The organism is Nocardioides sp. AX2bis (assembly GCF_902506435.1).
Classification (GTDB): domain Bacteria; phylum Actinomycetota; class Actinomycetes; order Propionibacteriales; family Nocardioidaceae; genus Nocardioides.
On the sequence record NZ_LR733215.1, the window covers coordinates 2,768,962 to 2,781,410 of the forward strand.

A 12,449-nucleotide genomic window follows, 5' to 3' on the forward strand; every position below is an offset into this window, starting at 1 on the left:
CCGGGTCAGACCACCGCGAGCGGCAGCAGCCGCTGCCCGGTCGGCCCGATCTGGATGTCGGTGCCCATCTCGGGGCACACCCCGCAGTCGTAGCAGGGCGTCCAGCGGCAGTCCTCGACCTCGCCGGCCGGGCCGTCGGGGTCCTCGCCGGCGGCCAGGGCGTCCTCCCAGTCCGACCAGAGCCAGTCCTTGTCCAGGCCCGAGTCGAGGTGGTCCCAGGGCAGGACCTCGTCCTGCTCGCGGCCGCGGGTGGTGTACCAGTCGAGGTCGACGCCGGTGCCGGCCAGGCCGACCTCGGCGGCGGCGGCCCACCGGTCGTAGGAGAAGTGCTCGCTCCAGCCGTCGAACCTGCCGCCGGCGCGCCAGGACTCCTCGATCACCTTGCCCACGCGGCGGTCGCCGCGGGACAGCAGTCCCTCGACGATGCCGGGGCGGCCGTCGTGGTAGCGGAACCCGATCGCCCGGGCGTACTTCTTGTCGGCGCGGACGTCCTCGCGCAGCTTGCGCAGCCGCTCGTCGGTCGTCTCGTGGTCGAGCTGCTGGGCCCACTGGAACGGGGTGTGCGGCTTGGGCACGAACCCGCCGATCGACACGGTGCAGCGGATGTCGTTGCGTCCCGAGACCTCGCGCCCGGTGGCGATCACGCGCTTGGCGAGCTCGGCGATCTCGAGGACGTCCTCGTCGGTCTCGGTGGGCAGCCCGCACATGAAGTAGAGCTTCACCTGGCGCCAGCCGTGGGAGTAGGCCGTCGCGACGGTGTCGATCAGGTCGTCGACCGAGACCATCTTGTTGATGACCTTGCGCATCCGCTCCGAGCCGCCCTCGGGGGCGAAGGTCAGCCCCGAGCGTCGGCCGTTGCGGGAGAACTCGTTGGCGAGCGTGATGTTGAAGGCGTCGACGCGGGTGCTCGGCAGCGACAGCGAGACGTTGGTGCCCTCGTAGCGGTCGGCGAGGTCGGTGGCCATCTCGCCGATCTCGGTGTGGTCGGCCGAGCTCAGCGAGAGCAGGCCGACCTCCTCGAAGCCGGAGGCCCGGATGCCGTTCTCGACCATCGCCCCGATGGTGCTGATGGAGCGCTCGCGCACCGGGCGCGTGATCATCCCGGCCTGGCAGAAGCGGCAGCCGCGGGTGCAGCCGCGGAAGATCTCGACCGAGAACCGCTCGTGCACGGTCTCGGCCAGCGGGACCAGCGGCTTGGCCGGGTAGGGCCAGGCGTCGAGGTCCATCAGGGTGTGCTTGGTGACGCGGTACGGGATGCCCGGCCGGTTCGGCACGACCGCCTCGATGGCACCGTCCTCGCCGTAGGTGACGTCGTAGAAGCGCGGGACGTAGACGCTGCCGAGCATCGCCAGGCGACGCAGCAGCTCCTCGCGGCCGCCCGGGCGGCCCTCGCCCTTCCACTCCCGGATCACGTCGGAGATCAGCAGCACGGCCTGCTCGCCGTCGCCGAGGACGGCGGCGTCGATGAAGTCGGCGACCGGCTCGGGGTTGAAGGCGGCGTGCCCGCCGCCGAGCACGATCGGCTCGTCCTCGCCGCGGTCGACCGCGTGCAGGGCGATCCCGGCCAGGTCGAGGGCGTTGAGCATGTTGGTGTAGCCCAGCTCGGTGGCGAAGCTGATCCCGAGGACGTCGAAGTCGCGCACCGCGCGGTGGCCGTCGACGGTGAACTGCGGGATCTGCTCCTCGCGCATGACGGCCTCCATGTCGGGCCACACCGCGTAGGTGCGCTCGGCGAGGATCCAGTCGCGCTCGTTGAGCACCTCGTAGAGGATCTGCACGCCCTGGTTGGGCAGGCCGACCTCGTAGGCGTCGGGGTACATCAGCGACCAGCGGACGGTCTCCTCGCCCTCCGGGGCGCAGTCCCAGTCCTTGACCGTCGAGTTCAGCTCGCCGCCGACGTACTGGATCGGCTTGGAGACCGACGACAGGCGGGGCTCGAGTCGGGGGAAGAGCGACGCAGTCATGCCGGACAGGGTACGGCGGGGCGGGGCGCCGGACGAACTCCGGCGCCGCGCGGGCCCCGCTGCCGGGACCAAGGCCTCGTGGCGTGACGCCCGTCACCTGGGACTACGGTAGGGCTCCCCCGGCGCACCCCGCCGCCGTCACTCTCGGAGGTCCGCATGACCCGCCCGCCCACGCATCCCTCGCGCCGCCGCGCCGCCCCGGTGGTGGCCGCCCTCGCCGCGGCGGCCACGGCCCTGGCCGGCCTGGTGAGCACCGGCCCGGCGGCCGGAGCCGCCCCGGCGACCGCGTCCGTCGCCGCCCCGGGCGGGACCCCCGCCGAGCGCGCGGGCCTGGGGCCCCGGGTGCTGGTCTTCGACCCGAGCATGCCGACCGCCGACATCCAGGCCGCCGCCGACCGCATCACGGCCCAGCAGGTCGACGACGAGATGGGCACCAACCGCTGGAGCATGCTGTTCCTGCCCGGCACCTACGGCACCGACGAGGAGCCGCTGCAGATCCAGGTCGGCTACTACACCGAGGTCGCCGGCCTGGGGGCCTCGCCGTCCGACGTCGTGATCAACGGCAAGGTCGAGGTCTACAACCGGTGCCGCCCCACCGACGACGGCGGCACCAGCTGCATCGCCCTGGACAATTTCTGGCGGACCCTGTCCAACCTGACCATCGACGTCAACGGCACCGGCCAGGACGGCTGCCGGCAGACGGCGAACTTCTGGGCGGCCTCGCAGGCGGCCTCGCTGCGCCGCGTCGACGTGGTCGGCGGCACCCTGTCGCTGATGGACTACTGCACCGCCGGTCCCCAGTTCGCCAGCGGCGGGTTCCTGGCCGACTCGCGGGTCGCGGGCGAGGTCGTCAACGGCTCGCAGCAGCAGTACCTGACGCGCAACTCCGAGATCGGCTCCTGGTCCAACGGCGTGTGGAACCAGGTCTTCTCCGGCGTCGTCGGCGCCCCGGACGACGCGACCTTCCCGGACCCGCCGTACACGACCCTGGACGAGACCCCGGTCAGCCGCGAGAAGCCCTACCTCGTCGCGCCGCCGCGCGGCGGGTACGCCGTGCGCGTGCCGGAGGCCGCCCGAGGCACCCGCGGGGCCAGCTGGACCGGGGAGACCACCGCGCCCGGTCGCACCATCCCGCTCTCCCGCTTCCACGTCGCCCGGCCCGGTGAGCCCGTGCAGCGCATCAACCGTGCGCTCGCCCGGGGCCAGCACCTGCTGCTGACACCCGGCCTCTACGACGTCGACCAGACCATCCGCGTCACGCGTCCCGGCACCGTCGTGCTCGGGATGGGTCACGCCACGCTGACCGCCGTCGACGGGGCCGTGCCGATGCGGGTGCGCGACCGCGCCGGCACCGTCGTGGCGGGCGTGACCATCGACGCCGGCGAGGAGCTCTCGCCGACGCTGCTCGCCGTGGGCAGGCAGGGCGCGGGCCGTGCCGGCTCCGGCGGACCGAACCAGTCCTCGGCGGCCGACCCGCTGACCCTCAGCGACGTCTACTTCCGCGTCGGCGGGCCCCACGTCGGCAAGGCCGACGTCTCGATGCGCATCGACGCCGACCACGTGCTGGTCGACCACACGTGGGTGTGGCGTGCCGACCACGGCGTGGAGGACTTCACCGCGGGCGTGCGCGGCGACACCGACCGGTGGAACACCAACACCGGTCGCACCGGGGTCGTGGTGACCGGTGACCGCGTCACCGCGACCGGGCTCTTCGTCGAGCACTACCAGCGGTTCAACACCGTCTGGCGCGGCGAGCGCGGCCGGGTCGTGCTCTACCAGAACGAGCTGCCCTACGACCCGCCGACGCAGGCGGACTGGACCCGCCCCGACGGGACCCTGGGCTGGGCCGGCTACAAGGTGGACGACGACGTCCGCCGCCACGAGCTCTGGGGAGGCGGGTCCTACGTCTTCAACCGCAACAACCCCGACATTGTCTCGGCGCGCGGCTTCGAGGTGCCGGTGACCCCCGGGGTGCGGATGCACCACCTGCTGACGGTGAACCTGGACGCCGGCACCATCCGCCACGTCGTCAACGACACCGGGGACCAGGTCGACGCGACCCGCTCCGGGCAGCCGAGCTACGTGCCCGAGTTCCCCTGACCGGCGTGGGTGACGTGGTTGCCTGGTCCCCATGGACCAGCGCGGCCTCGTCACCCACGACCACCGGATCACCGTCCCCCTCGACCACGACGACCCCGGCGGGGAGTCGATCGAGGTCTTCGCCCGTGAGGTCGCCGCCCCCGACGGCGGCGACCGGCCGTACCTGCTGTTCCTCCAGGGCGGGCCGGGCCAGGAGGCGCCGCGCGCGGTGCACGACCCGGCGACGCCGGGCTGGCTGCCCCGGGCGCTGGCCGACTACCGGGTGGTCATGCTCGACCAGCGAGGCACCGGCCTCTCCACGCCGTACGGCGGCCCCGGTCCGGACCCCGCCGCCGACGCCGCCCGGCTGACGCACCTGCGGGCCGACAGCATCGTGCGGGACGCCGAGTGCCTGCGCGAGCACCTCGGTGCCGCACGGTGGAGCGTGCTGGGGCAGTCCTTCGGCGGCTTCTGCGTCCTGCACTACCTCTCCACCGCGGCCGACAGCCTGGCCGAGGCGTTCGTGACCGGAGGCCTCAGCCCGGTCGGGCGGGCTCCGGCGGAGGTGTACGCCGCGACCTGGGCGGTGCAGCAGGATCTCGACGCGCGCTACCACCGGCAGTTCCCCGGCGACCGCGACCGCCTCGCACGCCTGCTCGACCGGTGCGACGCCGGCGAGGTGCTGACACCGGCCGGCCACCCGGTCAGCCGGCGCCTGCTGCGCACGGTCGGCAACGCACTGGGGATGGACGGCGGCGCCGAGAAGGTCCACCACCTCCTCGAGCGGGACCACCGCTCCCCCGCCTTCCGCCACGACCTCGCCGCGGCGTTCCCGTTCCAGGCCCGCAACCCGCTCTACGCCCTGGTCCACGAGTCGAGCTACGCCGACGGCCACCCCACGTCGTGGGCCGCGGACCGCACCGCGCCGGTGGAGGCGACCGCGCCGGACGCGCTGCTGCTGACCGGGGAGCACCTGTTCCCCTGGCACTTCACCGACGACGCGACGCTGGCGCCGTGGAAGGAGGTCGCCGACCTGCTCGCCGACCACCCCTGGCCGCGCCTCTACGACGCCGACGCCCTGCGGGCGGCCGAGGTCCCCGTGGCGGCGGCGGTCTACGCCGACGACCCGTTCGTGGTGCGCGGCTTCTCGGAGGAGACCGCGGCCCTGCTCCCGCGGGGGCGGACCTGGCTGACCAACGAGTACCTGCACAACGGGCTGCGCGACCCGCGCGTGCTGGACCGGCTGATCGACCTCGCCCGGGGCCGTGCCTGAGGTCAGGCGCGGACGAGGACCCGCGAGGGCGGGCGCAGCCGCGCCTGCCGGCCCGAGGCCGAGCGCAGGTGGATGTTCTGCAGCAGGCCGACGGCGAGCATGCCGGCGAACAGCGAGCTGCCGCCGTAGGAGACGAACGGCAGCGGGACGCCGGTGACCGGCATGATGCCCAGGCACATCCCGATGTTCTGGAAGGCCTGGAAGCCGAACCAGCAGGCGATCCCGGCCGCAGCGATCCGGCCGAAGAGGTCGTCGGCGTTGGCCGCGATCACCAGGGCCCGCCACAGCACGACCGCGAGCAGCAGGATCACCAGGCCGGCGCCGAACAGGCCGAGCTCCTCACCGGCGACGGTGAAGACGAAGTCGGTGTGCTGCTCGGGCACGAAGCCGGCCCGGGTCTGCGAGCCGTCGAAGAGGCCCTGGCCGAAGAGCCCGCCGTTGCCGACCGCGATCCGGGCCTGCTCGACGTTGTAGCCGGCGCCCTGCGGGTCGAGGTCGGGGTTGGTGAAGGCCAGGAACCGGTCGACCTGGTAGTCGGCCAGCAGCCCGAGCGCCACCCCGGCCGCCGCCGCGGTCACGCCACCGCCGGCCAGCAGGGCCAGCCAGCGCCGCGGGGCACCGGAGACCGCGAGCACCCCGAAGACGGTCGCGGTCAGCACGAGCATCGTGCCGAGGTCGGGCTGGGCCAGGATCAGCACGGCCGGGACGCCGGCCACGGCCAGCATCAGCGCGACGTCCCTGAGCCCGACCTGCGCGCGCCAGCGGCCCTCGGTGCGCTCGGCGACGACCAGCGCCATCCCGATCACCACCGCGAGCTTGGCGAACTCCGAGGGCTGCACGGACAGGCCGCCGAGCATCAGCCAGGAGCGCGAGCCGTTGATGGTCGTGCCCATCACCAGCACGAGGACCAGGCCGACCACGGAGGCGACGTAGACCAGCGGGGCGAGGATGCGTACCCAGCGGTGGTCGACGACGAGCACGACGGTGAGCAGGACCAGGCCGACGCCCAGGTTCACCACCTGCCGGGTGACGTAGCCGTCGCCGGCGGTGGCGTCCGACCCGCTGGTGGCCGACCAGACGAGCAGGCAGCCGAGCACCGACAGCGCGAGCACGCTGCCGAGCAGCAGCCAGTCGAGCCCGGGGACCCGCAGGCCGCGGGCGGGGGGGACGGAGCTCATCGGGTCTCCTCGCGGGCCGGCGGCAGGATCGACCCGTCGCGGGCGAAGGTGGGCAGCTGCTCGGGCGGGGTGGTCCCCGGGATGGCGGCCTCGTCGGGCTGCACCTCGCTGCCCTCGATGCCGTACAGCGACTCCCAGATCTTGCGGATGTAGGGGCCGGAGGTGCCCGAGCCGGTGCCGCCCTGGCTGACCATCATGACCACGACGTAGTCCTTGGAGTAGGAGGCGACCCACGAGGTCGACTGCTTGCCGTAAACCTCCGCGGAGCCGGTCTTGGACCGGATCGGGACCTCGGCGAGCGGGAAGCCACCCATCCGCCAGGCCATCGTGCCGACGCTGGTGACGTTCTTCAGCGCACCGTCGATGTAGTCCAGCGTGTCCTGGGGGACGTCGACCGTGCCGGCGACCTCGGGGGCGAAGCGGCGCAGCACGGTGCCGTCCTCGGCCACCACGGCCTTGGCCACCCGGGGCTCGTAGAGCGTGCCGCCGTTGGCCAGCGCGCCGTACGCCCGGGCCAGCTGGAGCGGCGTGACGATCGTGTCGCCCTGGCCGATCGCGAAGTTCACGGCGTCGCCGGCGCGGTAGGCGTAGCCCTCCACGCAGAACTCCCCGGCGAAGGTGTAGACGAAGTCGCTGGTCTCGGCGTCCTGCGGGGCGTCGGCGATCCCGCAGTAGTAGTCCTTCATCTGCTCGTAGTAGGCCAGCTTCCACTTCCGGTCCGCGATCCGGCCGGAGGCCTCGCCGGGCAGGTCGATGCCGGTCTCGGAGCCGAAGCCGAACTCCTTGGCCTCCTCGACCAGGGGGTCCGGGGCGTCGACGTCGTCGACGTCGGAGCCGAGCCGGGACCAGTAGTCGTAGCCGATCCGGTAGAAGAAGGTGTTGCAGGAGACCTCGAGCGCCTTGTCGAAGCCGATCGAGCCGTAGGCGCCGGACTCGTAGTTCTTGAACACCCGGTTGCCGACCGCGAAGCCAGACGAGCAGTCCAGCCGGGTGTCCTGGCTGTAGCCGTGCGTGAGCGCCCCGGCCGTCATGAACGGCTTCCAGGTGGAGCCCGGGGCGAACTGCCCCTGGGTGGCGCGCCCGAGCAGCGGGGTGCCGGCGTCCTCGGAGTAGAGCCGGGCCAGCTCGTCGTCGCTGATCCCGCCGACCCAGGTGCCGGGGTCGTAGGTGGGCTGGCTGGCCATCGCCACGACGCGGCCGGTGTCGGCCTCGAGCACGACCGCGGCGCCGGAGTCGGCGACGTAGTTGCGTCCGGTGACCTCGTCGAAGGTCGACCGGGCGGTCGTGATGGCCTCGTTGAGCTGGCGCTCGACGACCCCCTGCACCTTGGCGTCCAGGGAGGTGACCAGCGTGTCGCCGGGCTGGGAGGCCAGGGACTCGTCGTCGCCCAGGACGCGGCCCATGGAGTCCACGGCCACGCTGCGGTAGCCGGGCATGCCGCGCAGCCACCGGTCGTACTCCTGCTCGACGCCGGCCCGGCCGACCACCGAGGCGCCGTTGACCGAGCGGTCGCCGGAGGCCTCGGCCTCGTCGAGCTCGTCGGAGGTCACCGGGCTGAGGTAGCCCAGCAGGTGGGCGGCGTTCACGCCGTACGGCTCGGGGTAGGACCGCACGCTCTGCTGGTCGACCACGACGGCCGGGAAGTCCTCGTTCTGCTCCAGCAGCCGCAGCGCGACCTCGCGGTCGACGTCCTCGGCGACCGGCACCGGCTGGTACGGCGAGCCGTTCCAGCACCGGTCCGCGATGCTGCCGGCCTCGCCGCAGGTGACCAGGCGGTCCTCGAGACGGGCCGGGTCGGCGTCGAGCTCGGTCGAGAGCCGGTCGAGCAGCTGGTCGTCCTGCCTGCCCGAGAGCTTGTCGAGCACGGTGCGGTCGACCGCGACCGTCCAGGAGGTGCGGTTGGCCACCAGGGGCCGGCCCTGGTCGTCGACGATCAGGCCCCGCTCGGGCTGCACGACGATCTCGCGCACCGACTGGGCCGCGGCGCGCGCGGTGTACTCGTCGCCCGAGACGACCTGGAGGTAGTAGAGGCGCACGAAGAGCGTGGCGAACAACGAGAAGACCAGGGCCTGGACCACCACGAGCCGCAACCGGCTCCGGTGGGCCGGGCTCACCGCTGCCACGCCAGCCCCCGCGCCGGCTCGAGCCGGCGGAACATCGCCATCAGCGGCGGGAGGACCAGCGGCGTGAGCACCACGTCGAGCAGCAGCGCCAGCCCGACCACGCCGAGCACGGAGCCCACCGAGGTGATCGGGTCGCCGAGCAGCGCGCCGGTCAGCGCGAAGACGGTGGTGCCGAGCAGGGAGCAGACGGCGACGGTGGCGACCACCGCGCCGGCGCTGCCCCGCGCCTCGCGGTTGACCTGGCCGGCCACGAGACCGACCAGGACCAGGGCCAGCGCCCACCGCCCGGCCACGTGGTCGGCCGGCGGGGCCAGGTCGAGCAGGAGGCCGGCGGCCAGGCCGAGGACCATCGCGAACGACGCGCCCCGCACCAGGCCCGCCGCCACGACGACGAGCAGGACCAGGTTGGGCACGACGCCGTGCCAGGCGACCTGGGACAGCACGGAGACCTGCAGCAGGGCGGCGAGCAGCACCGCCGCGGCCGCGGCGAGCACGCGCACGGCGCTCACCGCAGGCTCCCGTCGGCCTCGACGAGGCCGCGGTCGGACTCGGTCCCGGACGGGACCACGACCCCGACGACGTCCAAGGACCCGACGTCGACGAAGGGCTCGACGACGACCCGCTTGGTGGACTCGCGCAGGCTCTCGTAGACCGCGGTCACGCGGCCGATCGGGATGCCGGCGGCGTACGGCGACCCGTCGCGGCTGCCCCAGGTGACGACCGTGTCGTCCTTGGCCGGGGTCTCGGCGGCGTCGACCAGCTCGAGGTCGAGGTCACCGCCCTCGCCGGCCTCGCCGCGACCGCGCAGGAAGCCCATCTCCATGCTCTCGCCGACACGGGCGCCCACGGTCGAGCCGGAGTCGACGACCAGCAGCACGGTGGCGGTCGTGCTCGTGACCCGCAGCACCCGACCGACGAGGCCGTCGTCGTTGACCACGGTCATGTCGGGCCCGAGGCCCGAGGAGGAACCGGCGTCGATGGTCACGGTGCCGGTGAAGGACTGCGAGGGGCCGAAGCCGACCACGCGGGCCGGCACCAGGGCCTGGCCCAGGTCGCGAGCCGACGAGGTCAGGCCCTCCAGCTCGGCGAGGCGGTTGCGGTCGTAGCCGGCGGTGCGGACCTGGGAGAGCAGCTCGGCGTTCTCGGCCTCCAGGGCGTCGACGTCGGCGCGCAGCGCGGAGTGGGAGCGGAACCACTGCGGCACCACGGCCGCGGGGCGGACCGCGGCGGCCACGGCGGACTCGGCCGGGCCGACCACCTCGCCGACCGCGCGCCGCACCGGCTCGACCGGCGAGGAGTCGCCGGCCTGGGTGTCGAGCACCATCAGGCTGGCGCAGGCCATCACCAGCGCCACCACCAGGGAGGTCGGCGGGCGCTGGCCGGAGCCGAGCGGCTGCTCGCCCCAGCGCCGGTCGCCCCTGGCACGGCCGAGCCCGCGGGTGCGGCCGGAGCCACGACGCGCGAACGGGGAGGTGCGGGCCATCAGCGACGCCTCGAGTCCGACACGAGCACCTGCGCGAGCGCCTCGAACTCCTCGACGCAGCGGCCCGCACCGAGGGCGACCGACGTCAGCGGGTCCTCCGCGACGTGGACCGGCATCCCGGTCTCGTGGCGCAGCCGCTCGTCGAGGCCGCGCAGCAGGGCGCCGCCGCCGGTGAGCACGATGCCGCGGTCCATGATGTCGCCGGCCAGCTCGGGCGGGGTCTGGTCGAGGGTGGCGCGCACCGCGTCGACGATGTCGTGGAGCGGCTCCTCGAGGGCCTGGCGGATCTCGGCGCTGGAGACGGTCACGGTGCGGGGCAGGCCGGTGACCATGTCGCGCCCGCGGATCTCGGCCTCGGGCTCGCTGGACATCGGGAAGGCGGAGCCGAGGGTCATCTTGACCTCCTCGGCGGTGCGCTCCCCCAGCATCAGGGAGTACTCCTTCTTCATCCAGGCCACGATCGCCTGGTCGAGGTCGTCCCCGGCGGTCCGGATCGACAGCGAGGTGACGATGCCGCCGAGGCTGATGACCGCGACCTCGGTGGTCCCGCCGCCGACGTCGACCACCATGTTGCCGGTGGCACGGTGCACGGGCAGGCCGGCGCCGATGGCGGCGGCCATCGGCTCCTCGACGATGTAGACCCGGCGGGCGCCGGCCTGGTAGCCGGCCTCCTTCACCGCGCGCTGCTCGACCGCGGTGATCCCGCTGGGCACGCAGATGACCATCCGCGGCTTGGCGAAGTAGCGGCGGCGGTGCACCTGGTGGATGAAGAAGCGCAGCATCTGCTCGGTGGCCTCGAAGTCGGCGATGACGCCGTCCTTCAGCGGCCGGATCGCGGTGATGTTGTCGGGCGTGCGCCCGATCATCCGCTTGGCCTCGTGGCCGACCGCGAGCACCTCGCCGGTCGTGTCGTTCATGGCCACCACGCTGGGCTCGTCGAGGACGACGCCCTTGCGGCGCACGTAGACGAGGGTGTTGGCCGTGCCGAGGTCGACCGCCATGTCGCGGCCGATCAGTGAAGAAGCCATCCGGGATTGCCTCGCAGCGGGGTCCGCGCGACCGGGGAAGTGAGCGCGCCGCGCGCACGGTCCCGACGCACCCGGGTGCGACCCTAGGTTCGCCCGGCCGCCGATCGGCGCAGGCTCGCCGCGCCGCGCGTGGCGGGAGGTCCTACAGGCCCGGGAACCAGATCGCGATCTCGCGCTCGGCGGACTCCGGCGAGTCCGAGCCGTGCACGAGGTTCTCGCGGTTCGACAGCGAGTGGTCGCCGCGGACGGTGCCCGGGGCGGCCTTGCGGCCGTCGGTGGCGCCGTTGATCGCGCGGACCACCTCGATCGCCTCGTCGCCCTCGAGCACCAGCGCCACCAGCGGGCCGCTGGTGACGAAGTCGCGCAGCGGCGGGTAGAAGTCGCGCTCGACGTGCTCGGCGTAGTGGCGGTCGGCCTGCGCGCCGTCGATGGTGCGCAGCTCGAGGGCCACCAGGCTCAGGCCCTTGGCCTCGAACCGCCCCAGCACCTCGCCCACGAGCCCGCGGCGGACGGTGTCGGGCTTGAGCAGGACCAGGGTGCGCTGGGTCATGGGGCGGAGCCTAGTGGTCGGCCGGCGCACCCAGGGCGACCGCCCGCCGTCGTACGTCCTCGGGCACCCGGTCGTGGGAGTCGGCGCCGTGCTCGGGCACCCCGGCCACCCGCCGCAGCGGGACCACCCCTCCCCAGGTGCCGGCGGCGACGTCCTCGGGGTCGTCGACCGGGCCCTCGGCGCGGACCTTGACCGACGCCTCGGCCAGCGGCACGGCCAGCACCGCGGTCGCCGCGAGCTCCTTGCGGGTGCTGGGGCGCAGCGTGGCCGCCCGCCCGGGCACCATGTGGTCCACGGTGAGGTCCAGGGCGTGCTGTTTCTCCCCCGCCTCGCCCACGACCCGGGCCGCGCCGATCACGACCGCGGACCGGTAGTTCATCGAGTGGTGGAACGCCGACCGCGCCGCGACCAGGCCGTCGACCTCGGTGAGCGTGACGCACACCGTCGTCCCCTCGGAGCGGCCGAGCCAGCGCGCGGCCACGGACCCGTGGACGTAGAGCGTGCCGCCGTCGTCGGGCCCGTCGAGGTCGACGGCGAAGGCCACCGGCAGCACCACGGGGTACGGCGCCCCGTCGGTGTCGACCACCACGCCCAGGTGCGCCACCAGCGCGTCGTCGAGCAGCGCGTGCAGCACCTCCCGGTCCGTGGCGGCGCGGGCGTGGCCACGGCGGACGGTCGTGCGGTCGGTCGGGGACAGCGGGGTGCTCATGCCACCGACGCTGCCACACGTTCGTGTGGCTCACCGGCCCGATCTGCCACACGGACGTACGG

At 73.6% G+C, this 12,449-nt stretch carries 10 protein-coding genes; 2 read left to right on the top strand and 8 right to left on the bottom strand.

Annotated elements, in window-relative coordinates:
- Positions 1 to 5 precede the first annotated feature (5 nt).
- Positions 6 to 1,964, bottom strand: a complete 1,959-nt coding sequence (locus tag GV155_RS13210; RefSeq protein WP_160008625.1) for a TIGR03960 family B12-binding radical SAM protein — start codon at positions 1,962 to 1,964, stop codon at positions 6 to 8.
- A 156-nt stretch (positions 1,965 to 2,120) separates the two neighbouring features.
- On the opposite strand from GV155_RS13210, the gene GV155_RS13215 reads away from it, so the two are divergent.
- Positions 2,121 to 4,064 carry an adenylyl cyclase gene (locus tag GV155_RS13215; RefSeq protein ID WP_160008627.1) on the top strand — a complete coding sequence of 648 codons (1,944 nt, stop codon included), beginning with the start codon at positions 2,121 to 2,123 and terminating at the stop codon, positions 4,062 to 4,064.
- Positions 4,065 to 4,095: 31 nt separating this feature from the next.
- The gene (locus tag GV155_RS13220; RefSeq protein WP_160008629.1) at positions 4,096 to 5,316 is read left to right on the top strand and encodes an alpha/beta fold hydrolase; all 1,221 of its coding nucleotides are present in this window, start codon (positions 4,096 to 4,098) and stop codon (positions 5,314 to 5,316) included.
- A 2-nt stretch (positions 5,317 to 5,318) separates the two neighbouring features.
- Here GV155_RS13220 and rodA read toward each other — a convergent pair whose 3' ends face one another.
- The 7 genes from rodA to GV155_RS13255 all read right to left on the bottom strand — a co-directional run bounded on the left by rodA (position 5,319) and on the right by GV155_RS13255 (position 12,387).
- On the bottom strand, positions 5,319 to 6,494 hold the full coding sequence (rodA, locus tag GV155_RS13225) for a rod shape-determining protein RodA (RefSeq protein ID WP_160008631.1): 1,176 nt from the start codon (positions 6,492 to 6,494) through the stop codon (positions 5,319 to 5,321).
- Positions 6,491 to 8,608: a penicillin-binding protein 2 gene (gene mrdA, locus GV155_RS13230; protein WP_160008633.1), complete on the bottom strand. Its 2,118-nt coding sequence runs from the start codon at positions 8,606 to 8,608 to the stop codon at positions 6,491 to 6,493. The genes rodA and mrdA overlap by 4 nt, the downstream gene beginning before the upstream one ends.
- Positions 8,605 to 9,126, bottom strand: coding sequence for a rod shape-determining protein MreD (mreD, locus tag GV155_RS13235; RefSeq protein WP_160008635.1), 522 nt, complete (start codon positions 9,124 to 9,126; stop codon positions 8,605 to 8,607). The genes mrdA and mreD overlap by 4 nt, the downstream gene beginning before the upstream one ends.
- Positions 9,123 to 10,100: a rod shape-determining protein MreC gene (gene mreC / locus GV155_RS13240; protein ID WP_160008637.1), complete on the bottom strand. Its 978-nt coding sequence runs from the start codon at positions 10,098 to 10,100 to the stop codon at positions 9,123 to 9,125. Before mreC ends, mreD begins: the two co-directional genes overlap by 4 nt.
- Positions 10,100 to 11,128: a rod shape-determining protein gene (locus GV155_RS13245; protein WP_160008639.1), complete on the bottom strand. Its 1,029-nt coding sequence runs from the start codon at positions 11,126 to 11,128 to the stop codon at positions 10,100 to 10,102. Before GV155_RS13245 ends, mreC begins: the two co-directional genes overlap by 1 nt.
- 142 nt (positions 11,129 to 11,270) lie before the next feature.
- Positions 11,271 to 11,678, bottom strand: coding sequence for a nucleoside-diphosphate kinase (ndk, locus tag GV155_RS13250; protein WP_160008641.1), 408 nt, complete (start codon positions 11,676 to 11,678; stop codon positions 11,271 to 11,273).
- A 10-nt stretch (positions 11,679 to 11,688) separates the two neighbouring features.
- Positions 11,689 to 12,387 carry a pyridoxamine 5'-phosphate oxidase family protein gene (locus tag GV155_RS13255; RefSeq protein ID WP_160008643.1) on the bottom strand — a complete coding sequence of 233 codons (699 nt, stop codon included), beginning with the start codon at positions 12,385 to 12,387 and terminating at the stop codon, positions 11,689 to 11,691.
- Positions 12,388 to 12,449 lie beyond the last annotated feature (62 nt).